Consider the following 22,685-nt stretch of genomic DNA (forward strand, 5'->3'; position numbering starts at 1 on the left):
ACGGCTCAGCCTTCCTCGCCGCCCTTACCCAGTCCCAGATAGCTTTCAATGACCTTGGGGTCGCCAGCCAGCTCGCGCGCCGGGCCGTGCAGGATGACCTCTCCGGTCTCCAGCACGTAGCCGTAGTCGGCCACTTGCAAGGCCGCGCGCGCGTTCTGTTCGACCAGCAGGATCGCCACGCCGGTTTCGCGCAGGCGCGCGATGATGTGGAAGATCTCGCGCACGATGCGTGGCGCCAGGCCCAGGCTGGGCTCGTCCAGCATCAGCAGGTTGGGCTTGGCCATCAGCGCGCGGCCGACTGCCAGCATCTGGCGTTCGCCGCCCGACAGGGTGCCCGCCTGTTGGGCGCGGCGCTCGCGCAGCCGCGGAAACAGATCGAATACCTCGTTGAGCGTGTCGCGCCAGCCGCTTTCGCGGGCGCGGTAGCGGCGGAAACCGCCCAGCAGCAGGTTGTCCTCCACCGACATGGTGCCGAACAGTTCGCGGCGCTCAGGTACCAGCGACATGCCGGCCGCGACGCGGCGTTCGACCTGCCAGCCCGACACGTCGGTACCGGCGTACTGCACGGTGCCGGCCGCGTGGCCTGTCTGCGGCAGCGAACCCATCATGGCGTTCAGCATGGTGGACTTGCCGGCGCCGTTTGCGCCGATCACCGTGACGATACTGCCGGCGGGCACGGTGAGCGAAGCGCCCACCAGCGCACCCACCTTGCCATAGCGGGCGGACAGGTTGCTGACTTCGAGTACGGGAGAGCTCATTACACGCCTCCTGCCGACACGGGTTTGGCCTGATCCGCTTCGGGCAGGTCGTCATCGATGCCGCCCAGGTAGGCTTCCAGCACCGCAGGGTTCTTTTGCACGTCGGCCGGCACGCCTTCCGCCAGCTTGGTGCCGAAATCCATCACCACGAGGTGGTTGGTCAGACGCATCACAAAATCCATATCGTGTTCGACGAGCAGAATGCTCATGCCCTCTGCGCGCAACTGCTCCAGCACGCGCGCCAGGTCCTGCTTTTCCTTGTAGCGCAAGCCGGCGGCGGGTTCGTCCAGCAGCAGCAGCACCGGATCGGCGGCCAGGGCGCGCGCGATTTCCAGGATGCGTTGCTGGCCCAGAGCCAGGTTGCCGGCCTGCTCGTACAGGTATTCACCGAGGCCGACGCGCTTGATCTGCTCGGCGGCTTCGTGCAGCAACTGCGCTTCACGAGCGCGGTCGGAATGCATCGCTCCCGCCAGCACGCCGACATCCGAGCGCAGGTGCGCGCCCAGCGCCACGTTCTCCAGCACGGTCATGCCGGGCAGCAATTGCACGTGCTGGAAGGTGCGGCCCACGCCCAGCTTGGCGATGTCCCGCGCCGATCGGCTGTCGATGCGCTGGCCCATGAAGGTGACCTTGCCGCGCGTCACCGGCAGCACGCCGCTGATCAGGTTGAAGGTCGTGCTCTTGCCGGCGCCGTTGGGGCCGATCAGGCCCATGATTTCGCCGGATGCCACTTTGAAGGAGATGTCGTTGACAGCGACCAGGCCGCCGAATTCCTTGCGGATGGCATCGACTTCAAGCACGACCTGGCCGGCTTGCGGGCGAGCGCGCGTCGGCAGCGCCGGCGCGGGCGCGGGCGGCGCGAGATTGCGGCGCGAACCGTCGGCCCCGGTGATGCTGCTCCACCAGCCCGCCAGGATCGGCCACAGGCCGTTACGGGCGTATTGCAGCATCAGGATCAGCAGCACGCCGAAGACGATCATTTCGAAGTTGGCGTTGGTATCCAGCAGCTTGGGCAAGAGGTTCTGCAACTGGTCCTTGAGCACCAGGATCACGCTGGAGCCCAGCAAGGCGCCCCAGACGTAGCCCGCGCCGCCGACCACCGCCATGAACAGGTACTCGATGCCGTAGTTGATGCCGAACGGGCTGGGGCTGACGGCACGCTGCATGTGCGCGTAGAGCCAGCCGGACACGCAAGCCAGCAACGCCGCCCAGACGAAGATCACGACCTTGTAGGCAGCCGTGTTCACGCCCATGGACTCCGCCATGCCGGCGCCGCTCTTGAGCGCGCGGATGGCGCGGCCCGGACGCGAGTTCAACAGGTTGCGGGTCGCCCACAGCGCCAGCAGCACGAACACCCAGATCAGGTAATAGATGTGGCGGCCGCTGGCCAGCGACACACCGAAGATACTGATGGGCTCGATGCCGGCAATGCCGTCATGCTTGCCCAGCCAATCGATGTTGCCGAACAGGAAGTACAGCGACAGCCCCCAGGCGATGGTGCCCAGCGGCAGGTAGTGGCCCGACAGGCGCAAGGTGATCGCGCCCAGCAGATAGGCCACGATGGCCGTCAGAATCAGCCCGGCGGGCAGTGCCAACCAGGGCGAAACGTCGTACTGCGTGGTCAGGTAGGCGGTGGTATAGGCGCCCAGGCCCACGAACGCCGCCTGGCCGAACGAGGTCAGGCCTCCCACGCCGGTCAACAGCACGAGGCCCAGCACCACCAGGCTGGCCAGCCCGATGTAGTTGAGTTGCGTCACCCAGAATTCGGGCGTGACCGGCAACAGAGGCAGGCCCGCCAGGACGACGATGAAGACGGCAAGCAGAATGCGGTTCATGACGTTTATTCCTCTTCGTCCACGTGATGGGTGCTGAACGAACGCCAGACCAGAACCGGGATAATCAAGGTAAAGACAATCACTTCCTTGTAGGCGCTGGCCCAGAAGGACGAGAAGGATTCCAGCACACCCACCAGCAGCGAGCCCGCGGCGGCCACGGGGTAGCTGGCCAGGCCGCCGATGATGGCGCCGACGAAGCCCTTCAGGCCGATCAGGAAGCCGGTGTCGTAGTACACGGTGGTGATGGGCGCGATCAGCATGCCGGACATGGCGCCGATGGCCACGGCCAGCGTGAAGGTCAGGCTGCCGGACATGGTGGTGCTGATGCCGACCAGGCGGGCGCCGCGGCGATTGACCGCCGTGGCACGCAGCGCGCGGCCATACAACGTCTTGCCGAAGAACAGCCACAGGCCGATGATCAGGATGGCGCAGGTCGCCACCACGAACAGGCTTTGCGCGGACCAGGTCATGAAGCCCAGGTCGACCTGCCCGCTGACGAAGGCGGGAGTGCGCCAGCCTTCGGCGCCGAAGAACACCAGGGCCAGGCCGGTGAGCGCGAAGTGCACTGCCACGGAAACGATTAGCAGCACCAGCACGGTGGCCTCGGCCAGCGGCTGGTAGACGATGCGGTAGACCATCGGACCCATGGGGATCACCAGCAGCAGCGTCAGCAGCATGTTCAGCCACAGCGAATTGCCGGGCGCGGTGTAGGTCACGGTCAGCCAGAGCAGCGCCAGCGGCAGGACCACGCACGTGGCGAAGGCCTTGGGCAGCGCGGCGGCGCTACGGGTACGCAACGCGCGCAGCAGCTCAAGCGCCAGGCAGACGACGCCCAGCAGCGGCAGAAGATAGGCGGTGCCCGGCACTTTGCCGTCCACCAGCATAGCCAGGGTCAGGGCGCCGAACGCCACGAACTCGCCCTGGGGAATGAAAATGACGCGCGTAACGGCAAAAACCAGCACCAAAGCCATGCCCAGGAGGGCATAGATGGCGCCGTTGACGACACCGTCTTGCAGCAGGATCAGCGCAATTGAGGAATCCATCTAACAACCTTATTTATTCTGGTGTTCCGGCCGCACCCGGGACACTGATACGACACACCGGCCGGAAAGGCCGGTGCGAAGCATTGCTGGGGTGCCGCGCGGCGGGCGCCGCCGCGCTTTGTTCACCCTTGGATCGGGCGATCCTGGAGGTTTACAGGCCGGGTTGGTAGACCCACTTGCCGCCTTCCACCTTGACGATGACGCGCGAGCGCTCGTCAAAGCCGGCGTGGTCCGTCGGCGACATGTTGAATACGCCTTGCGAGGCAGCCAGATCCTTCACGCCTTCCAGGGCGTCGCGCATGGCGGCGCGGAATTCCGGCGTGCCGGGCTTGGCGCCCGACTTCAGCGCCACGGGCAGCGCGGCCACGACCAGCTGGCCGGCGTCCCACATGTGGCCGCCGAACGTGTTGGTGGAACCGGCGCCATTGGCCTTCTCGTACGCTTCCACGTAGGCCAGGGCCGACTTCTTGACCGGGTTGCTGTCCGGCAGCTGGGCCGCGACCAGCAGCGGGCCTGCAGGCAGCAGCATGCCGTCGCAGTCCTTGCCGCAAACGCGCAGCACGTCGTTGTTGGCGGCGCCGTGCGTCTGGTAGATGGTGCCGCCGTAGTTGCGGGCCTTCAGTTCCTTCTGCGGCAGGGCCGAGGGCGTGCCTGCGCCGGCGATCAGGATGGCGTCGGGCTTGGCGCCGACCAGCTTGAGCACCTGGCCCGTCACGCTGGTATCGGTGCGGCTGTATTTCTCGATGGCGACGATCTCGATGCCCTTGGCCTTGGCGGCCTTCTGCATCACGTCCAGCCAGCCGTCGCCGTAGGCGTCGGCAAAGCCGATGAAGCCCAGCGTCTTGACCTTGGACTTGGCCATGGCGTCAGCCAGGGCGCCGGCCATCAGGGCATCGTTTTGGGGGGTCTTGAAGACCCAGCGGCGCTTGTCGTCCACGGGCTCGACGATCTTGGCGCTGGCGGCAACGCTAATCATGGGCACCTTGGCTTCGGCGGCCACGTCGACCATGGCGAGCGAGCCCGGCGTGACCGAGGTGCCGATCAGCACGTCGACCTTGTCGTCGGAGGCCAGCTTGCGCGAGTTCTTGACGGCTTGCGTCGTATCGGTAGCGTCGTCCAGGACGATCCAGTCGATCTTCTGGCCTGCCACTTCCTTGGGCAGCAGTGCCACGGTATTGCGCTCGGGGATACCCAGCGACGCGGCGGGGCCGGTGCTGGACACGGTCACGCCAACCTTGACCTGGGCGTTCGCCAGTAGCGGCAGGGCCAGGGCAATGGCGGCAGCCGCCGCGGACAAGCCGAAGTGCTTGCGCATATTTTTGTCTCCTGTGGTGGCTCTGGAGCGCCTCGGTCGAGGCAGGGCGAGCCTAGTTAAAGTTATACAGAAAAAAATATTATAGGGTTAAAACAGTATCAGATGACGATGCGCAACTCCGGTAATTCCCTGATGTGCTACGAAAAACGCGTTTCAGCAAATGCATTCGTTAATGGCGAACTTGTACTAGAAAAGCTTGGCGGACGTCAGTTGGGGGATTCCCTGGGGCGCCACCGCGCGTCTCAGCGCCCCAACATGGGCCACACACGCTCTACCCGCGACGCCACCCATGCGGCAACCAGTGCCTTGGCCAGGTCGCCCGGCAGGAACACGGCCACCGCCAGCGCCGCCTTCGTAAAGCCCATCTTGGTCACCGCAGCCAGCCAGGGCACGCCGCAGGCGTAGACCACGGCGATGCCGCCTACCACGCAAGCCGCCACGTAGCCGGCGAACCTGGCCGCCCCGCCCGTGGCGCGGCCGGCAAGGCGCCGCGCCAGCCAGCCGGTCACAAAAGCGCCCGCCACCAGGCCCACGAGAAAACCACCGGTCGGCCCGAAGAAAGCGCCCAACCCTCCCCGGCCACCCGGCAGCACGGGCAGCCCTACTGCCGCCAGCGCTAAATAAAGCAGGCACGCCAGCGCGCCGCGCACAGGGCCCAGCATCGCCCCCGCCAGCATGGCGCCCAGTGTCTGCAGCGTGACCGGCACCGGGATGGCGGGCAGCGGAATCGGCGGAATCAGGCTCAGGACGACGATCAGCGCCGCGAACAGCGCAATCAGCACGGTATTACTGGATTTCACGGTTTTCCCCTTTGGGAGATGGAACAGGGCGCGCGGCCCCTCAATGGCTGCGCGCGTCTATCGCTTCGGACACTTCCTGCGCCCTTTTCAGCGTTAACACGATCAAAGGCACGATCAGCGCAACGGGATTGGCGCCCAGTCCACGGGCCGCCTGCGCCTCGCGGATTTCCTGGAAATTGCGCCAGATTTCGGGCACGAAGCGCAGCGCCAGCGCCAGGGCCAGCGCAACTTTGCCGGCATCCACCAGCCGCATGCGTTCTAGCGGCATCAGCGCCTTTTCGCAAACGGCGATCAGGTCGGACGTGCGGGTGGCCAACGTGACGGCCAGGGCCAGGCCCACCATCGCCCCCACGCGCAGCAGGACCGCCAGCGCCTCCATCCCCCCCTGGAACCAGGCGGTGAAGAGGCCGACGGCCAACAGCACCCAGATCAATCCCTTGATCTGCCGCCAGACCGCGGCCGCGGTCACGCCCGTGGTCCCGACCAGCACGGCAGCGGCCAGAAAAGCCAGCGCCAGCCAGCGCGGATCGCGCAGCAGGAACAGGCCCGCGCCCGCCGCCATCAACGCCAGCAGTTTCAGCCAGGCCGGCAATCGGTGCAGGACACTATTGCCCGCGACGTAGAGCGGTTCCATCATGCGCAGTGCTCCCGGTACCAGCGCAGGGCGGCTGCCGGTTGGTCGTCGGCCGCGATGCCGCCGTCGCGCACCACCACCACCCGGTCGAAATCCTCCAGCAGTTCCAGATCGTGGCTGACGACGATGGCGTCATGAGGAAGGCCCGCGATGGCATCGCGCACGCGATTGCGGTTGCGCAGGTCCAGCTGGGTGGTGGGTTCATCGAATACGATCAGCGCCGGTTCCATTACCAGCACCGCCGCCAACGCAACCAGCTGGCGTTCGCCGCCGGAGAGCGTGTGGCTGGTCCGGTCCGCCAGGTGGCCCACGCCCAGGTGGCCGAGTTGGGCATCGATACGGGCTTCGCGCTGCTGGCGGTCCGGGGCCAGGTGCTTCAGGCCGAACGCCAGGTCCTCGCGGACGATAGGAAAGACGATCTGGTTCTCGGGATTCTGGAATACGAAACCGACCTGCCGGCGCACGGCCTTCAAGTCGTGCCGGGTATCCAGGCCGCCCACCCGCACGCTGCCGGCGGAAGGCAGGACCAATCCGTTGATCAGGCGCGCGAGGGTGCTCTTGCCCGCGCCGTTGGGGCCGACGATGCCGATGCGGCGTTCGGCCAGCGTCAGGCTCACCCCATTCAGCACTTGCGCCTGGGGCGTGGAAACAACCGCCTGGTCAAACTCGATTAACATGGGGCGGGATTATGCCCGAACCATTTCGGGCATCGGGACTCCAAGAGCTCATATGGACAAAGTACGAAAATCCGACGCCGAATGGCGTGCCCAGCTTTCCCCCGAAGAATACGTCGTCACCCGTGAAAAGGGTACCGAACGGGCGTTCACCGGGCGTTACTGGAATACGTTCTCGCATGGCATCTACCGCTGCGTGGGCTGTGGCACCGCGCTGTTCGCTTCCGACACCAAATTCGATGCCGGCTGCGGCTGGCCCAGCTACTTCCAGCCGCTGGACCCGGAACTGGTGCGCGAGGAGCGCGACACCAGCCACGGCATGGTCCGCACCGAAGTCCTATGCAACGTCTGCGACTCGCACCTGGGACACGTCTTTCCCGACGGCCCCGAGCCCACCGGACTGCGCTACTGCATCAATTCCCTGTCGATGACGTTTGAACCCATAGAAGACTGAATGAAGAAGTTCCTGTTCGACCTGTTTCCGCTGTTCCTTTTCTTCATTGCGTATCGGTACACGGACATTTTCATCGCTACGGGCGTCGCCATGGCGGCGGCCGTGCTGCAGATCGTCTGGTTGAAGGCCACGGGCCGCGCCACCGAGGCCATGCACTGGATCAACCTCACCGTCATCCTGGTCTTCGGCGGCGCCACGATCTGGCTGCATAGCGACGTCTTCATCAAATGGAAGCCCACGGTGCTGTATTGGCTGTTCGGCGGCGCGCTGGTCTTTGCACGCCTGTTCTTCGGCCGCAACCTGATCCGCCGCCTGATGGAAAAGCAGATCCAGTTGCCCGATGCCGCCTGGGAACGCCTGAACCTGGTCTGGGCCGGATTCTTCCTGATCGCGGGCGCGCTCAACCTGTACGTGGCATTTTCCGGCCACTTCACGGAATCGCAGTGGGTCAGCTTCAAGGCCTTCGGCCTAATGGGCCTGATGGTCGTCTTCGTGATCGGCCAGTCGATCTGGCTGGGCAAGCACATCCAGACGGAGGAACAGGCCCCCTCCTCCGATACGCCGCCCCGCCAACCCTGACGCCCCCTCACTTCCAGACCGGCGCGCCCGCCTCCCGGGCCCCGCGCGCCGGAACTAACCCATACCCCCAATGTCAGACACCACCGACCGCATGTCCCTGATCCGGGAGCGTCTAGCCGCCCTGGAACCCGTCAGCCTGGAGATCCTGGACGACTCGCATTTGCATACCGGCCACGAAGGCAGTAAAAACGGCGCCGGCCACTATCGCGTGATCATCGTAGCGCCTTGCTTTGCGGGGCTCTCCGCCGTTGCGCGGCATAGGCTGGTGTATCATCATTTGCAAGATTTGATCCCTTATCCGATTCATGCGCTTGCGCTAGATGCCCAGGCTCCCAAATAGAAAGTAAAAGGATATTCATGAAACGCATCGTCATGCTGGCTGCGGCCTGCGTCATCGCCGTGCCGGCTTTTGCCCAGAACGTGGCTACCGTCAACGGCAAGGCCATCTCGCAAAAGAGCCTGGATCAATTCGTCAAGCTGTTGGTCAGCCAGGGCGCCACCGATTCGCCGCAGCTGCGCGAACAGGTCAAGCAGGAAATGATCAACCGCCAGATCTTCGTGCAAGCGGCCGAATCCAGCGGCATCGCCAAGCAGGCCGACGTCCAGACCGAAGTCGAGCTGGCCCGCCAAGGCATCCTGGTCCGCGCCCTGATGGCCGACTACCTGGCCAAGCATCCGGTGTCGGACGCCAAGGTCACGGCCGAATATGAAAAGATCAAGAAGGAACAGGCCGGCAAGATGGAATACAAGGTCCGCCACATCCTCGTCGAAGACGAGAAGACGGCAAACGACCTGCTGGCCCAGATCAAGAGCAACAAGGGCAAGTTCAACGACCTGGCCAAGAAGAACTCCAAGGACCCCGGCAGCGCCGAAAAGGGTGGCGATCTGGGTTGGGCTCCCCCGACCAACTACGTCCAGCCGTTCGCGCAGGCCGTGACGCAGCTGAAGAAGGGCGAATTGGTCGACAAGCCGGTGCAAACCCAGTTCGGCTGGCACATCATCATGGTTGACGACACCCGTCCGGTGGAATTCCCGCCGCTCGACCAGGTGCGTCCGCAGTTGGAAGAAATGCTGCGCCAGCAAACCCTGGCCGACTACCAGAAGGAACTGCGCGAAAAGGCCAAGATCCAGTAAGCCTTGCCGCAAGAATGAAAATTGCCCGCTCATGCGGGCAATTTTTTTTGCGCCTGCGTTGGGCGCTCCCAATAGGCGTGGCTCCAACCTAGGCCAGCGCCTGCTTCAGATGGGGTTCCCACAACCGCCCTTCCAGCAGCGGCGACAGATGGCCATAGCGCCCGTCCACGCTGACTTGGACGACGTTAGCGGGATATGGGGCCTGGGCCCGGGCGTCTGGATCATCCGGCGCAAACAGCTCATCCGACACGCAGCGCAGCCACCGCACGGGCGTGGCTGTCTCCAACAATGCTGCCCGGGCGTCGTAGCGGCAGGCGGACGTCCTGAGCGCCGCCATGGACCACGGCGAAAAGCGCCCCGCCCAGGCTTGCGCCTCGGCCTGCAAGCGCGATTCCGCATCGGGCTCACGGGCGTCCGCCAACCATCGCGCGTAGCCATAGCGCCGCAAGGTCGCGCACCGCAACTCGACCCATTCTCGCCTCGCATCCGCATCGCCCGCGTCCAGGGCGGCAGCGATCCGGCGCAGGCGCTGCGCATCCGCCATGCTGCCACCGCCACGCGGCGCCGAGGCCAGCACCACCGCCCGCCCGATCGGCAACGGCGCGGCCACCGCCCACTGGAAGGCCTGATAACCGCCATAGGAATAGCCCAACACCGCGTCCAGCCGCTTGACGCCGATGGCGCGCAGCCATTCCCCCTGAAGGCGCACCCCATCGGCAATCGACACGTCGGGAAATGTGCTGGCGGCCGCGCCCACCGGCGCGCTGCTGCCAAAACAGGAACCCAGCGCGTTGGGCGCCAGCACGCAAGTATCGCGTGTGTCCAGCGCCGCCCCGGGCCCCAGCCAAGGGCTCGCCCACCCGGCGTCGGGATAGGCCTCTCCCTCGTCCGCCTTCAGCGCCTGCTGGCTGCCGGATATGCCGTGCAGCAGCAGGACCACGGCGCGCGCTCGGTCCGGCGCCGGACCATAGCGGGACCACGCCAGCCGCGCCGGCGCGAGCCGCTTGCCGCTTTCCAGCGGCAGGGCGTCGAATTGCATCACGCCTGCGGCGTGATCCGAAGACGGGCTGGCGGACACCGGACCCTCCTAGATGGGACGTTCGCCCATGACCGTCGTGCGATAGATCGTACGCCGCATGCTGGCTGGCAGTTCGCGCGTGGTTGCCTTGTGCATCACGCAGCGGTTGTCCCACATGACCACGTCGCCCGGCTCCCATTGCAGCGCGTATTGGTACTTCTGCTGCGTGCAATGCGCGAACAGGCGTTCCAGCAGTTCCTGGCTGTCCGCCTCGCCCCAGCCGGACACCTCGGCCGTCATGCCGGGATGGACGTACAGCGCCTTGCGGCCTGTTTCAGGGTGCGTGCGCACAATGGGGTGCTCCACGTCCGGCGTGCCGGCCAACTGGCTCGCGTCCATCTTTACCTGGGTGCCCTCCTCGGCGCGGGTATTCTTGCGCCGGTAGCGGTGCACTGCCCGCAAGCCTGCCAGCTGGGCTTGAATGCCGCCGTCCAGTTCCTCGTATGCCCGGTACATGTTGACGAACAAGGTATTGCCGCCTTCCGGCGGGATCAATTGGGCATTGAGGATAGTGGCCTTGGCCGGGCATTCGCGGAAGGCGAAGTCCGAATGCCAGTACGAACCGCCGTCGGCGATGCCTGCCGGCACGCCGTTCTTTACCTCGTTGGACAGCACGAATATCTCGGGATATTCAGGATGGTTGTACTGGGCGAGCACATGGATATCCAGCTCGCCCAGGCGGCGGCTGAAACGCAGTTGGCCCTCGGGCGACAGGCGCTGGTTCTTGAAGACCAGCAGTTGGTGGCGCAGGAACAGCTGGTTCACGTCCTCGAACGCGGTGTCGTCGAGAGTTTCCAGGTCCACGCCATGCACGGCCGCGCCGATCAGCGGGCTCAAGGGAATCGCTTTCATGATCAGACTCCTGCCAAGGTTCAGGGAAGGCGATGCACGCGGGCCTCGGTACGCACCAGGGGCTCTGCGCCATGCTCTCCGATCAACACCGGGTATTCCAACCGCATGCCGCCCACGCCCGGGCGGTACAGGTGCGTGCCCAGCGCCACCACCATGCCCGGGGTGACGATGTCGCGGCTGCGCAGATTGATAAACGGCCGGGTCCGCGCGCAGGTGCCCAGGCCATGGCCGAACAGCGGCAGCCCGAACTCGCTCAAGCCATGTTTTTCAAACACGGCGATGCCGCGGCTGGCGCACTCCGCGATCGGGCGGCCGGGCGTAAGGGACGCAAGCATGGTCTGCACGGTGTCTTCCCAGCAATCGATCAGCTTGCTCTGGACGGAGTCCGGCTTGCCCAGGAAGACAGGCAACGCGGTATCCGCCATATATAGGTCCAGCAAGGGATGCAGGTCCAGGATCACGAATTCGTTCGGCCGGATGGCGCGGTCCGTCGCCTGCTGGGTAACGCCGCGCAGGAATCCCGTGCGTTCGCCGGCGCCCACTTCGGTGCCCCCGGTCACAGCCCAGGACCAGGTGCTGCCCCGCTGCCGGATCGCGCGCTCGATTTCCCCGGCGATTTCGTTCTCGGTCGCGCCCGCCCGCACTGCATTCATGCCCTGCTCGAAGCCGTAATCCGAGACCTCCGCGGCGTGGCGCAGGCGCTCTATCTCGGCCCCGTCCTTGATCAGCATGACATCGTCGATAACGTCCACGCCGTTTTCGAAGCGGATGTCGGGCAAGTGGCTGGACAGGTCGAAGTATTCGGCGGCGGTGAGCATGCCCGGCGCCACCTGCGCGGCGCCCGGATGCGACAGGTCCAGCGCGACCTTGCCCCGCGTCAGGCCATGGTGTTCCAGGCGCTGGCGTATCAATTGCGGAAAGTCCGAGAATTCGAACTCGTACATTTCCATCTCGTGGCCTTCCGCCCGCACCCGCGAGGCGTCCATGGCCCAGTAGATGAACTCGCAGCGCCCGTCCGCCGTGACCAGCACGGCGCCGCGCCACGGCATGAACGCCCCGCTCAGGTAATGCAGCGCGCCCTGGCGAGTGCCAAGATAGGCGTCAAACCCGAGTTCGCGCGCGTGCTGGGCAACGCGCTTGCGGCGCGCCTGAAAATCGATGGACTGCATGTATCGCTCCTATTTGGGGATTCAGGAAACCGACGCGCCGGAGGCCTTGACCACGGGGGCCCATTTCTCGGTTTCGTCGGCGGTAAAGCGGGCGAAGTCGTCGGGCTTGCTGGCCACCGGGTCGGCAGCCTGCGAGACCAGTTGTTCCCGCACTCGGGGATCGGCCAACGCCCGGGCGATTTCCTGCTGCAGGCGATCGACGATGGGGCGCGGGGTGCCGGCAGGCGCGAACACGCCGATCCATGACGTCATGGCATATCCGGGCACGGTTTCGGCCACGGTGGGGATGTCGGGCGCAGCGGGAGAACGCTTCGGACCGGTCACGGCGATGGCGCGCAGCTTGCCGGCCTTGATCAGCGGCTGCGCGATGACCAGGCTGTCGAACGCCAGGTCGGCCTGGCCGCCGATCACGTCCGTCAGCGCGGGCAGGCTGCCCTTGTAGGGGATGTGCTGCATCTGCACGCCCGCCATCTCGTTGAACAGCTCACCGGACATGTGCATGGACGTGCCGCTGCCGCCCGAAGCGCGGTTGAGCTTGCCCGGGTTGGCACGGGCGTAGGCGATCAAATCCGCCACCGAATAGATCGGGAGCTTGGGATTGACCACCACGACCAACGGATACGACACCACCTGCGTCACCGCCGTGAAGTCTTTCAGCGGCTGGAACGGCATGGACTTGTACAACGTCTGGTTGATGGCGTTGGTGCCGATGGTGCCCATGAGAATGGTGTAGCCGTCAGGCGCCGACTTCGCCACCGCGTCCGCACCGATATTGCCGCCCGCCCCAGGCTTGGCCTCGACGATGACGGATACGCCCATGCTCTGCGTCATGCGCTCGGCCAGCAGCCGCGTGACGATTTCGGTGGGTCCCCCAGCCGCGGCCGGCACCACGAAACGGATGGGTTTGCTGGGATAGGCCTCGGCCGCGCCGGCGGCGGAACTGGCCGCCATCCCCGCCGCCAGGGCGCATGCGCCCAAGGCGCGCATTAGTCTCCTGCACATGGCATGTCTCCATATATGCGGGGCGTACCGGGCGGGGTGCCCTGGCCGACCCATCTAATTAACGAACAATTGTTCGCTAATTGGCATTTTATGAAGATTGCGGCGGATGTCAAACTACAATCGAGCCTTCAACGACAAGACCGCCGATACATGGACACGACATTGCCGGAACCCAAAGAAAGAAAAGAGGAGTTTCTCGACAGCCTGGCCAACGGCCTGCAATTGCTGCAGATCTATGCCACGGGCGTGGCGAGCGTGACGGTGCAGGAAGCGGCCGAGCAACTGGACGTCACGCGCGCGGCGTCGCGGCGCATACTGTTGACGCTGGAAAAGCTAGGCTATGTGCGGCAGGACGGCAGGAATTTTTCGCCTACGCCCAAGGTCATGGATCTGGGGTATGCCTATTTCGCTTCGCTGAGCCTGCCCAAGCTGACCCGCGCGACCATGCGCGAAGTCGCGCAGACCGTGGGAGAAACCTGCTCATTGGGCGTGCTGGACAGGCAACACGTCGTGTTCCTGGCGCGCGAAGAAGGCCCCAAGCTGCTCAAGCTGGACCTGTCGGTGGGCAGCCGCCTGCCCGCCTACGCCCACTCGCTGGGCCGCACGCTGCTGTCGACGCTGGACGACGAGGCGCTCGATGCCTATCTGGAAAGCGCCGACCTGAAGCGGCTGACGCCCTATACCACGGTGTCGCGCAGCGCCTTGCGCAAGCTGATCCGGCAGGTGCGCCAGGACGGCTACTGCATTTCGGTCAGTGAATTGGTGGACGGATTCGCGGGCGTGGCAGTGCCGCTGTACAACCATGAAGGCCGCGCGGTGGCAGGCCTGAGCGTCAGCATGGTGCTCGGATCCCGCCAGCCCGACGAATTGAAGCGGCAGCATTTGCCGGCCTTGCAGCGCGCAGCCGCTGCCATCCTCGACATGATGCCTCGCAGCACCATCTGACCGGCTCTACAGGCCGGGCGGCCTCAACCGCCCTGCTCGCCCAGCAGGGCCTTCAGCCCGTCCTCGTCCAGCACGGCCACGCCCAGTTCCTGGGCCTTGGTCAGTTTGCTGCCGGAATCCTCGCCAGCAACCAGATAGGCCGTTTTCTTGGACACCGAACCGCTGACCTTGCCGCCCGCCGCCTGGATGCGCATGGAGGCCTCTTCGCGCGTCCAGTTGGGCAGCGTCCCGGTCAACACAAAGGTCTTGCCGGCCAGGGTCGTGCCTTGCGGCGCCGCCTCGGCTACCGGGTTCACTCCTTGCGCTTTCAGTTGTTCGATGACGTCGCGGTTGTGCTGCTCGGCAAAGAAGCGGCGGATCGACGCCGCCACAACCGGCCCGACATCGGGCACCGAGGACAGGGCGTCCTCATCGGCGTCCATGATGGCCTCGATGCTGCCGAAATGGCGAGCCACGTCTCGCGCCGTGGTTTCGCCCACGTGGCGGATGCCCAGCGCGAACAGCAACCGGCTCAGCGCCGGCGCGCGCGCCTTGTCGATGGCCGCCACCAGATTGTCGGCCGACTTCTGGCCCATGCGGTCCAGGCCCACCAGCTCCAGCGGGCGCAAGCTGTAAAGATCCGCCAAGGTCTTGACCCGGCCGCTGTCGACCAACTGATCGACCAGCTTCTCACCCAGGCCTTCGATGTCCAGCGCCTTGCGGCTGGCGGCGTGCCACAGCGTCTGCTTGCGCTGCGCCCCGCAGAACAGGCCGCCCGTGCAGCGCGCGATGGTTTCGTCTTCCAGGCGTTCGATGGCGGAACCGCAGACCGGACAGGCCGTGGGCATGACGAATTCGCGGGCATCGTCCGGCCGCTTGTCGAGCACGGGCGCCAGCACCTCGGGGATCACGTCGCCCGCGCGGCGCACGATGACCGTGTCGCCGATGCGCACATCCTTGCGGCGGATTTCGTCCTCGTTATGCAGGGTGGCGTTGGTAACGGTAACTCCGCCCACGAACACCGGCTTCAGGCGCGCAACGGGCGTAATGGCGCCAGTGCGGCCCACCTGCACTTCGATGTCGAGCAAGGTGGTGGTGGCTTCTTCGGCGGCGAACTTATGCGCCAGCGCAAAGCGCGGCGCGCGCGCCACGAAACCCAGCACCTTCTGAGCCGGGAGCGAATCCACTTTGTAGACCACGCCGTCGATGTCGTAGGGCAGTTCGGCCCGCAACTGTCCGACCTTGGCGTAAAAGGCCATCAGGCCCTCGGCGCCGCTGGCGCGGTGATTGTGCTTCACGTTCACCGGCAGCCCCAGCGAAGCGAGCCAGTCCAGCATCGCGCCATGGGATTTTTCGGGCAACTGCGACGCCTGGGCCGCGCCCGCCGATGCCTCGGCGAACAAGCCGCCCTGTGTGCCCGCCAAACCCTGGACCTCGCCCCAACCATAGGCAAAAAAGCGCAACGGCCGCTTGGCGGTGATGCGCGGATCCAGCTGGCGCAGGCTGCCAGCCGCCGCATTGCGCGGATTGACGAAGACTTTCTCGTCGCGCTTGGCCTGGGCCTGATTCAGTTTTTCAAAGTCGGCGCGGTTCATGAGTACTTCGCCGCGGACTTCCAGCACCTGCGGAAATGAGCCCTTGAGCTGCAGCGGAATCGCTTTGATCGTGCGGATGTTCGAGGTGACGTCCTCGCCCGTCTGGCCATCGCCGCGCGTGGCGGCCTGCACCAGGCGGCCGTTCTCGTAGCGCAGGCTGATCGCCAGCCCATCCAGCTTGAGCTCGCAGAAGTAATCGGCTTCCTGGGCCGGCCCCAGCAGGCCCGCGCCGCGCAGCGTGTCGGTCACGCGGCGGTCGAAAGCCAGCACGTCCTCTTCGTCGAAGGCATTGCCCAGGGAGAGCATGGGCACCACATGGCGCACGCTGCCAAAGGCGGAGACAGGCGCCGCGCCCACGCGCTGCGTGGGGGACTCCGGCGTCACCAGTTCAGGATGCTCGGCCTCCAGGGCCTGCAGTTCCCGCATCAGCCCGTCGTACTCGGCGTCCGATATCGACGGATCGTCGTAGACGTAGTAGCGGACGTTGTGCTGTTCAATCTCGGCGCGCAGGCGCGCCGCGGCTTGCGCCGGGTTTTCACCGCCAGACGCGCCGCTCATTTAGGCAAACACCCTTTGGGCGCGCTCGCTGCCGGCGGGCAGGCCCGCTTGTTCGAGCTGGCCGAACAACACCTGCAGACGCTCGTCGATGACCGTTTCCGACCCGTCGGCCAGCGGCTTGCCCTGGTCGTCGACCAGGTCCGCGCGCAGGCGGGCGGCCAGGTCGCGGCCCACGTCGACCATGCGGCCGAAGGCGCGGCTGTCCGCCGGGCTGCAGGGAACGTCCAGCAACAGGTACAGGCGTTCGATTCCGCCCATGCCGGCATCGAACGCCGCGCCATCGGCGCGCGCCAGCGTGAAGCGGGCCACGCCGTTTTCCGCCGGCCAGGCCAGGCGGCTGCCGTCGGCGACGAAGCCGAGGTCGCGAGCCACGGCCAGGACTTCGGCGGCCGGCTGGGCCGTGCCCAGCAGCAGGGTCAGGCCAACCTGGGTATCCAGGGCAGCGCAGGTATCGTCCAGGCGGGCGCCTTGCTCAAGCACGGCTTGCTGGTCCGGACCTTCGATGGTGGCGTCGAAACGCTCGGCCATGTCCTGGGCGCGGGCCCAGGCCTGCGACCATTCGATGGCGGTCAATGGGCCGCTGCGGTTGGCCAGCAGCACAGCCAGTTGCATGGAGGCATAGGATTCGCCGGCATGAACGCGCGCGCGATGGCGGCGCTGGTCGGTTTCGGCGAACACGCGCATGGGCTTGCGGCCCACGTGGCGCAGGCTTTGCATGTAGGGCAGCAGGTCGGCACCGCGCACCGCTTCAGCGAAGTTGATCTCGATGACCACCTCGCAGGCGGGATCGGGCTCTTCGGTATCGTCGGCATCGCTACCGGGGTCAACCGGCACCGGCTGGCCGGGCTGCGCGCGAGGCGCATCGCCTCCCATGCCGGGTTCGCGGCGCGCTGCCGCGCCCGTTGCCGATGCCGCGCCGGCGGCCACCCCGGCCCCCGCCCCCAAGAGCGGATCCTGTTCGGAGGATGGGAAATGGGTCTGCATCTTGCGACGGACACGTCGGTCCTGCCACCAGTTGAATCCCAGCACCAGCAGTATCAGCAATACGCCCAGGGCTATCAGCCCGATCTGCAAATCACTCATGTATAAATCCCGCGCCGAAACCCCGACGCCCTTCTGAATATTGGGTTTATGCCGCTTCGGAGGCCATCATCTGGACGGCCGAGTCTATGTCTACCGCAACGATACGCGAAACCCCTTGCTCTTGCATGGTTACACCGATCAGTTGCTTGGCCATCTGCATCGCGATCTTGTTGTGCGAGATGAAGAGGAACTGGGTCTGCTCGCTCATGTTGGCGACCAGGTTCGCATAGCGCTCCGTGTTGGCGTCGTCCAGCGGCGCGTCCACCTCGTCCAGCAGGCAGAACGGCGCGGGGTTGAGCTTGAACAGCGCAAACACCAGCGCGGTGGCGGTCAGGGCCTTTTCGCCGCCGGACAGCAGGTGGATGGTGCTGTTGCGCTTGCCCGGAGGCTGGGCCATGACCTGGACCCCGGCGTCGAGGATTTCCTCGCCCGTCATGGTCAGCTTGGCCTCTCCGCCGCCAAACAGCTTGGGGAAAAGCTCGCCAAAATGGCCGTTGACGACGTTGAAGGTCTCTTGCAGCAGTTCTCGGGTCTCGCGGTCGATCTTGCGGATGGCGTCCTCGAGAGTCTCGATGGCGGTCATCAGGTCCTGATGCTGAGAATCCAGGAAGCCCTTGCGCTCGCGCGAGGTGTTCAGTTCGTCCAGCGCCGCCAGGTTGACCGAGCCCAGGGCTTCGATCTGGCGCGAAATACGGCTGACTTCCGACTGCAGCCAGCTTGCGCGGCGCCATTCGTCGGGCTGGTTGGCCAGATCCTGGGCCAGCGCCTCGCGGTCGACCTCGCGCGCGTTCAGTTGCTCGGTGAACTGTTCTTCGGCCAGGCGGGCGGCCTGCTCCTGTAGTTGCAGTTCCATGATGCGGGCGCGCCGCGGCTCCAGCGTCTGCTCCTGCTGCAGACGGTCTTCGTCCGCGCCGCGCAGCAAAGCCGCCAGGTTTTCGAGTTCCTGGCGCGCACGCGACAGGGCTTCCTCGCGCTCGGCGCGCACTTCCAACGCGTCCTGCAGGCCCGCCTGGGATGCCGAGGCGTCCAGTTCGGCCAAGTCCACCAGCAGCTGTTCCAGCTCGACGCTGCCACGCTGGCTCTGATCGGCAGCCAGTTGCTGGTTGCGTTGCAGGTCGGTAATGCGGACCTGGATGCCGCGTTCGGCGAATTCGGCTTCCTGGGCGGCGCGTTCCAGTTCGCGCAGGCCGGCGCGGGCGGCTTCGGCCTGCGCCGCCAGGGTCTCACCGTCGATCTCGGCGTCGGCGAACCGGGATTGGTGTTCGGCCAGCTCTTCGTCCAGCGCCTCGAAGCGGGCCTCGGCTTCTTCGCGGGTGGCGCGCAGGTCTTCTTCCTGGACCTTGATCTCTTCCAGGTCCTGGCGCAGGCGCGAGGCGCGTTCGCCGGACTGCTCGGCCTGCTGCTGCAGGCGCGAATGTTCAAGCTGGATGTCGTGCACCCGGCGGGTGACCTCGGCCACGCGCTGGCGGGCTGGCGCAATGGCCTGGGACACTTGCTGCCAGGCGGCTTCGGCGCGGGCGACCGCGGCGCGCGCCTGGTCTGCGATCAGTTGCTGCGCCTTGATCTCGCGCTGCAGGTTCTCGATTTCCTGCTGGCGGGCCAGCAGCCCGGCCTGTTCGGAATCCGGCGCGTAGAAGCGCACGCTATGGGCATCGACCAGGTGGCCGGCCTTGACCACGCAGGCGCCGCCAGCGGGCAGGCTGGCGCGCATGGCCAGGGCCTGGGTCACGTCGGTAGCCGTGTAGATGCCGCCCAGCCATTCGTTGAGCAGCGTGCGCAGGTCGGGATCGGTAATGCGCAGCAGGCTGGCCAGCGACGTCAGACCGGCCGGCGCGGCCGGCGTGGGCGCCGCCACCGGCAACTGGTAGAAGGCCAACCGGGCGGGCGGCGCGTCCTCGGCGAAGGCGCGGGCCCAATCCAGGTTGCGCACTTCCATGGAGGCCATGCGCTCGCGCAGGGCGGCCTCGAGGGCGGTTTCCCAGCCGGGCTCAATGTGCAATTTCTGCCACAGGCGCGACAGCCCGGCCAGCTCATGCTTGGCCAGCCAAGGCTCCAGCGCGCCCTGCTTCTGCACGTCTTCCTGCAGCTTCACCAGCGCCGAAAGACGGGCCTCCAGGCGAGCCAGATTCTGCACCTCGGTCTGGGCGGCCGCCTGGGCGCGGCTGCGCTCGGCATCCGCTTCCGGCACGCGGCCTTCCAGGGTGGCCAGTTCCTCCTGGGCTTCCTCGAGCTGGTCCTCGCCGGCGACGCGGTCGCCGGCCAGTTGTTCCAGCCGCACCGGATCCGGACTGTGGAGTTCGCGCAATTCCTGCTGCAGACGCTCGCGGCGCTGCTCCAGGGCCTGCATCTGGCGGTCCGCGTCGCGCTGCGACTGCGCCACCAGGGCGAGGTTCTGTTCAACCCGCGCCAGTGCGGCGCGCATCTCGTCGCGCCCGGAGGCGGCTTCGCGCACGCGCTGTTCCACGGCCGGCAGCGCGGCCTGGGCGTCCTCGGCCTTGGCGCGCGCCTCTTCCGTGCGGGCGGCGCCGGCAGCGAGGTCTTCCTCGGCCTGCGCGATCTGTTCGGTGCAATGTTCGCGTTGGGCAGTCCACTCGCCGATCTGCTGCTGCAGCTGATCCCGGCGCGCCTGCAGGCGGTTGCGGGAATCGACGACATGGCGGATTTCGGCTTCCAGGCGGCTGACCTGGGCATTGGCCTCGTACAGCGCGCCTTGGGCGGCATGGACGGCGTCGCTGGCGGCGTAGTGGGCCTGGCGCCGGGACTCCAGCGCGGCCTCGCCCGCCCGCAAGCCGGCAATGGCGGCTTCCAGTTCGTTCTGGGCCTGCGCCATCTCCTGGGCTTTCTTGGCGCGCTCTTCACGCGCCCCGGTTTCCTTCAGGAACCACAGCGCATGCTGCTTCTTTTCGCCGTCCGCCTGGAGTTCGCGGTAGCGCGTGGCCACTTCGGCCTGTGCTTCCAGTTTTTCGAGCTGGCTGTTGAGCTCGCGCAGGATGTCTTCGACGCGGGTCAGGTTCTCGCGCGTGTCGGACAGGCGGTTTTCGGTTTCGCGGCGCCGTTCCTTGTAGCGGGACACGCCGGCCGCCTCTTCCAGGAACACCCGCAACTCTTCCGGGCGCGCCTCGATCAGGCGGTTGATCATGCCCTGGCCGATGATGGCGTAGCCGCGGGCGCCCAGGCCGGTGCCCAGGAAGATGTCGTGAATGTCGCGGCGGCGGACCTGCTGGTTATTGACGAAATAGCTGCTGGTGCCGTCGCGGGTCAGCACGCGGCGCACCGCGATTTCCGCGTACGTGCTCCATTGGCCGGCCGCGCGGCCTTCGCTGTTGTCGAACACCATCTCCACCGAAGCCCGCGCCGCAGGCTTGCGGTTGCCGGAACCGTTGAAAATGACGTCCTGCATGGACTCGCCGCGCAGTTCCGAGGCCTTGGCCTCGCCCAGCACCCAGCGCACGGCGTCGATGATGTTCGATTTCCCGCAGCCATTGGGACCCACCACGCCCACCAGTTGGCTGGGCACGGGAATCACGGTGGGATCGACAAAGGACTTGAAGCCGGCGAGTTTTAGCTGAGTAAGACGCACAATACGATGACGACGGGGTGGGTTGAACGAAAGGCGTTAACGGACCTGCCGCACAGATTGCAAACCGGCCCCTGTAGGGCCGGCGCACAGATGGGTCGTATGATACCGCAGGCAGTCTGTCCCCAAACGTCAGCAAGGGTCAAGGCGCGTTGTCCCTAAGGCTTGCCGGCGGTCAATCCACGGGCAAACGCTCAATGGCTGCCACCGGGGCTCCGGCTATACTCCCTGACACTTTTTTGCACGACACATAAATTTTCACGCGGACTGGCCGGGGCCAGGCCAAAGAACGGGGACATTCTTGAAACGTGGTTTCTATCTGGTCATGGCCGCGCAGGCCTTCTCGTCATTGGCGGACAATGCGCTGTTCATCGCAGCCATCGCCTTGATACAGGAACTGCATGGGCCGGACTGGCTGGCACCCATGATGAAGTGGTCGTTCGCGCTGGCTTACGTCGTCCTGGCCGCCTTTGTCGGCGCGCTGGCGGACTCTTTCCCCAAGGGCCGCGTGATGTTCTCCACCAACGCCCTGAAGGTCGCCGGCTGCATGCTGATGTTCTCGTATGCCAGCATCGGCGTCGCCCCCCAATACCAGACCTACCTGGTCTGTGCGGCCTATGGCATCGTCGGCATCGGCGCCGCGGCCTATTCTCCCGCCAAGTACGGCATCGTCACGGAAATGCTGCCCCCGGCCATGCTGGTCAAGGGCAATAGCTGGATCGAAGGCCTGACGGTCTTCTCCATCATCCTGGGCACGGTCCTGGGCGGCCTGCTGATTTCCTCCTCCGTTTCCACCGCCCTGCTCAGCCATTCCTTCATCGGCAAGCTGGTCCACACCCCGGCCGAGGCCGCGATCCTGGTCATCTCGTTCGTGTACCTGCTGGCGGCGCTGTGCAACCTGATGATTCCGCACACCCACGTGCGCTACCCGCCGCAGCAGAAGAATCCCGTCCGGCTCGTGCGCACGTTCTGGGGCTACGTCCGCGTGCTCTGGAAGGACAAGCTGGGCCAGATCTCGCTGGCCGTCACCACGCTATTCTGGGGCGCCGGCGCCACCCTGCAGCTGATCGTCATCGAATGGGGCCGCAGCCACCTCGGATACCAGCTGGATAAAGCCTCGATGCTGATGGGCGTGGCCGCGCTGGGCACGGTGGTCGGATCCATCCTGGCTGGCCGCATTCCGCTGCGGCGCGCCCTGGCCGTCCTGCCGGTCGGCGCCGCCATGGGTCTGGTCGTGCTCCTGATGCCGCTGGTCTACTCACCCTGGAGCGTCTACCTGCTGCTGCTGATCACGGGCGGCCTGGCCGGTTTCTTCGTGGTGCCGATGAACGCGCTGCTGCAACACCGCGGCCACGTGCTGCTGTCGGCGGGCCACTCCATCGCCGTGCAGAACTTCAACGAACAGCTCAACATCCTGTTGATGGTGGCCATGTATACCGTGCTGCTGTGGCTGCAGCTGCCCATCAACATCATCATTGTGATTTTCGGCACCGTGGTCGCCGTGCTGATGGTGGTCTTCATGCGCTGGAGCAAGCGCAATCTGCAGGCCAACCCCGAATTGCACGATCAGATCGGCCAGGAAGGCCACGGCCGCGCACTGGACTCCTCGCACTAGACGCAA

20 protein-coding genes are annotated in these 22,685 nt (G+C 65.8%); 6 read left to right on the plus strand and 14 right to left on the minus strand.

What is annotated here, in order from left to right:
- Positions 1 to 5 precede the first annotated feature (5 nt).
- The 7 genes from CEY08_RS02620 to CEY08_RS02650 all read right to left on the minus strand — a co-directional run bounded on the left by CEY08_RS02620 (position 6) and on the right by CEY08_RS02650 (position 7,062).
- A complete protein-coding gene (locus tag CEY08_RS02620; protein WP_042796812.1) occupies positions 6 to 758 on the minus strand; it encodes an ABC transporter ATP-binding protein in 753 nt (250 codons plus the stop codon).
- On the minus strand, positions 758 to 2,593 hold the full coding sequence (locus CEY08_RS02625) for a branched-chain amino acid ABC transporter ATP-binding protein/permease (protein WP_063642023.1): 1,836 nt from the start codon (positions 2,591 to 2,593) through the stop codon (positions 758 to 760). Before CEY08_RS02625 ends, CEY08_RS02620 begins: the two co-directional genes overlap by 1 nt.
- Before the next feature lie 5 nt (positions 2,594 to 2,598).
- Positions 2,599 to 3,636 carry a branched-chain amino acid ABC transporter permease gene (locus CEY08_RS02630; RefSeq protein ID WP_042796811.1) on the minus strand — a complete coding sequence of 346 codons (1,038 nt, stop codon included), beginning with the start codon at positions 3,634 to 3,636 and terminating at the stop codon, positions 2,599 to 2,601.
- Between the two features lie 151 nt (positions 3,637 to 3,787).
- Complete coding sequence (locus CEY08_RS02635) at positions 3,788 to 4,951, minus strand: ABC transporter substrate-binding protein (protein ID WP_042796810.1); 1,164 nt, start codon at positions 4,949 to 4,951, stop codon at positions 3,788 to 3,790.
- Positions 4,952 to 5,193: 242 nt separating this feature from the next.
- Entirely contained in the window at positions 5,194 to 5,751 is a 558-nt protein-coding gene (locus CEY08_RS02640) for a biotin transporter BioY (RefSeq protein ID WP_042796809.1), read from the minus strand.
- Positions 5,752 to 5,791: 40 nt separating this feature from the next.
- Positions 5,792 to 6,388 (minus strand): energy-coupling factor transporter transmembrane component T family protein, encoded by a 597-nt coding sequence (locus CEY08_RS02645; RefSeq protein ID WP_042796808.1) that lies wholly within the window; start codon positions 6,386 to 6,388, stop codon positions 5,792 to 5,794.
- Positions 6,385 to 7,062 (minus strand): energy-coupling factor ABC transporter ATP-binding protein, encoded by a 678-nt coding sequence (locus CEY08_RS02650; protein ID WP_042796807.1) that lies wholly within the window; start codon positions 7,060 to 7,062, stop codon positions 6,385 to 6,387. Before CEY08_RS02650 ends, CEY08_RS02645 begins: the two co-directional genes overlap by 4 nt.
- A 52-nt stretch (positions 7,063 to 7,114) precedes the next feature.
- On the opposite strand from CEY08_RS02650, the gene msrB reads away from it, so the two are divergent.
- The 4 genes from msrB (at position 7,115) to CEY08_RS02670 (ending at position 9,226) form a co-directional block, all read left to right on the plus strand.
- A complete protein-coding gene (msrB, locus tag CEY08_RS02655; RefSeq protein WP_042796806.1) occupies positions 7,115 to 7,513 on the plus strand; it encodes a peptide-methionine (R)-S-oxide reductase MsrB in 399 nt (132 codons plus the stop codon).
- Entirely contained in the window at positions 7,514 to 8,092 is a 579-nt protein-coding gene (locus tag CEY08_RS02660; protein WP_063959849.1) for a septation protein A, read from the plus strand.
- A 70-nt stretch (positions 8,093 to 8,162) separates the two neighbouring features.
- Positions 8,163 to 8,432, plus strand: a complete 270-nt coding sequence (locus CEY08_RS02665) for a BolA family protein (RefSeq protein WP_076815829.1) — start codon at positions 8,163 to 8,165, stop codon at positions 8,430 to 8,432.
- A gap of 17 nt (positions 8,433 to 8,449) precedes the next feature.
- A complete protein-coding gene (locus CEY08_RS02670; protein ID WP_076815831.1) occupies positions 8,450 to 9,226 on the plus strand; it encodes a peptidylprolyl isomerase in 777 nt (258 codons plus the stop codon).
- An 88-nt stretch (positions 9,227 to 9,314) separates the two neighbouring features.
- Here the strand turns inward: CEY08_RS02670 and CEY08_RS02675 are convergent, their stop codons facing one another.
- The 4 genes from CEY08_RS02675 to CEY08_RS02690 are packed head-to-tail and all read right to left on the minus strand — an operon-like array spanning position 9,315 to position 13,327.
- A complete protein-coding gene (locus CEY08_RS02675; RefSeq protein ID WP_076815833.1) occupies positions 9,315 to 10,304 on the minus strand; it encodes an alpha/beta fold hydrolase in 990 nt (329 codons plus the stop codon).
- A gap of 9 nt (positions 10,305 to 10,313) precedes the next feature.
- Complete coding sequence (locus tag CEY08_RS02680; protein ID WP_063959851.1) at positions 10,314 to 11,156, minus strand: TauD/TfdA dioxygenase family protein; 843 nt, start codon at positions 11,154 to 11,156, stop codon at positions 10,314 to 10,316.
- A gap of 20 nt (positions 11,157 to 11,176) precedes the next feature.
- Positions 11,177 to 12,325: a M24 family metallopeptidase gene (locus CEY08_RS02685; RefSeq protein ID WP_076815835.1), complete on the minus strand. Its 1,149-nt coding sequence runs from the start codon at positions 12,323 to 12,325 to the stop codon at positions 11,177 to 11,179.
- A gap of 21 nt (positions 12,326 to 12,346) precedes the next feature.
- Positions 12,347 to 13,327: a tripartite tricarboxylate transporter substrate binding protein gene (locus CEY08_RS02690; protein ID WP_082900529.1), complete on the minus strand. Its 981-nt coding sequence runs from the start codon at positions 13,325 to 13,327 to the stop codon at positions 12,347 to 12,349.
- A 150-nt stretch (positions 13,328 to 13,477) separates the two neighbouring features.
- Between CEY08_RS02690 and CEY08_RS02695 the strand changes: the two genes are divergently transcribed.
- The gene (locus tag CEY08_RS02695) at positions 13,478 to 14,272 is read left to right on the plus strand and encodes an IclR family transcriptional regulator domain-containing protein (protein ID WP_082884696.1); all 795 of its coding nucleotides are present in this window, start codon (positions 13,478 to 13,480) and stop codon (positions 14,270 to 14,272) included.
- 23 nt (positions 14,273 to 14,295) lie between these two features.
- Here CEY08_RS02695 and ligA read toward each other — a convergent pair whose 3' ends face one another.
- Genes ligA through smc form a run of 3 tightly spaced genes read right to left on the minus strand, consistent with a single transcriptional unit; the run spans position 14,296 to position 21,067 of the window.
- A complete protein-coding gene (gene ligA / locus CEY08_RS02700; RefSeq protein ID WP_076815837.1) occupies positions 14,296 to 16,404 on the minus strand; it encodes an NAD-dependent DNA ligase LigA in 2,109 nt (702 codons plus the stop codon).
- The gene (locus tag CEY08_RS02705; RefSeq protein ID WP_088607578.1) at positions 16,405 to 17,487 is read right to left on the minus strand and encodes a cell division protein ZipA C-terminal FtsZ-binding domain-containing protein; all 1,083 of its coding nucleotides are present in this window, start codon (positions 17,485 to 17,487) and stop codon (positions 16,405 to 16,407) included.
- Between the two features lie 46 nt (positions 17,488 to 17,533).
- The gene (smc, locus tag CEY08_RS02710) at positions 17,534 to 21,067 is read right to left on the minus strand and encodes a chromosome segregation protein SMC (RefSeq protein WP_076815839.1); all 3,534 of its coding nucleotides are present in this window, start codon (positions 21,065 to 21,067) and stop codon (positions 17,534 to 17,536) included.
- 298 nt (positions 21,068 to 21,365) lie between these two features.
- On the opposite strand from smc, the gene lplT reads away from it, so the two are divergent.
- The gene (gene lplT / locus CEY08_RS02715) at positions 21,366 to 22,679 is read left to right on the plus strand and encodes a lysophospholipid transporter LplT (RefSeq protein ID WP_063642034.1); all 1,314 of its coding nucleotides are present in this window, start codon (positions 21,366 to 21,368) and stop codon (positions 22,677 to 22,679) included.
- The last annotated feature ends 6 nt before the right edge of the window (positions 22,680 to 22,685 follow it).

It is taken from the genome of Achromobacter insolitus, assembly GCF_002209555.1.
Classification (GTDB): domain Bacteria; phylum Pseudomonadota; class Gammaproteobacteria; order Burkholderiales; family Burkholderiaceae_B; genus Achromobacter; species Achromobacter insolitus.

Coding starts and splice junctions, on each gene's coding strand:
- CEY08_RS02665 (WP_076815829.1), top strand. CDS start 8,163: ATGTCAGACACCACCGACCGCATGTCCCTGATCCGGGAGCGTCTAGCC.
- CEY08_RS02645 (WP_042796808.1), bottom strand. CDS start 6,388: ATGATGGAACCGCTCTACGTCGCGGGCAATAGTGTCCTGCACCGATTG.
- CEY08_RS02670 (WP_076815831.1), top strand. CDS start 8,450: ATGAAACGCATCGTCATGCTGGCTGCGGCCTGCGTCATCGCCGTGCCG.
- CEY08_RS02695 (WP_082884696.1), top strand. CDS start 13,478: ATGGACACGACATTGCCGGAACCCAAAGAAAGAAAAGAGGAGTTTCTC.
- CEY08_RS02630 (WP_042796811.1), bottom strand. CDS start 3,636: ATGGATTCCTCAATTGCGCTGATCCTGCTGCAAGACGGTGTCGTCAAC.
- CEY08_RS02635 (WP_042796810.1), bottom strand. CDS start 4,951: ATGCGCAAGCACTTCGGCTTGTCCGCGGCGGCTGCCGCCATTGCCCTG.
- CEY08_RS02680 (WP_063959851.1), bottom strand. CDS start 11,156: ATGAAAGCGATTCCCTTGAGCCCGCTGATCGGCGCGGCCGTGCATGGC.
- CEY08_RS02685 (WP_076815835.1), bottom strand. CDS start 12,325: ATGCAGTCCATCGATTTTCAGGCGCGCCGCAAGCGCGTTGCCCAGCAC.
- msrB (WP_042796806.1), top strand. CDS start 7,115: ATGGACAAAGTACGAAAATCCGACGCCGAATGGCGTGCCCAGCTTTCC.
- CEY08_RS02620 (WP_042796812.1), bottom strand. CDS start 758: ATGAGCTCTCCCGTACTCGAAGTCAGCAACCTGTCCGCCCGCTATGGC.
- CEY08_RS02690 (WP_082900529.1), bottom strand. CDS start 13,327: ATGTGCAGGAGACTAATGCGCGCCTTGGGCGCATGCGCCCTGGCGGCG.
- CEY08_RS02625 (WP_063642023.1), bottom strand. CDS start 2,593: ATGAACCGCATTCTGCTTGCCGTCTTCATCGTCGTCCTGGCGGGCCTG.
- CEY08_RS02650 (WP_042796807.1), bottom strand. CDS start 7,062: ATGTTAATCGAGTTTGACCAGGCGGTTGTTTCCACGCCCCAGGCGCAA.
- CEY08_RS02660 (WP_063959849.1), top strand. CDS start 7,514: ATGAAGAAGTTCCTGTTCGACCTGTTTCCGCTGTTCCTTTTCTTCATT.
- ligA (WP_076815837.1), bottom strand. CDS start 16,404: ATGAGCGGCGCGTCTGGCGGTGAAAACCCGGCGCAAGCCGCGGCGCGC.
- CEY08_RS02705 (WP_088607578.1), bottom strand. CDS start 17,487: ATGAGTGATTTGCAGATCGGGCTGATAGCCCTGGGCGTATTGCTGATA.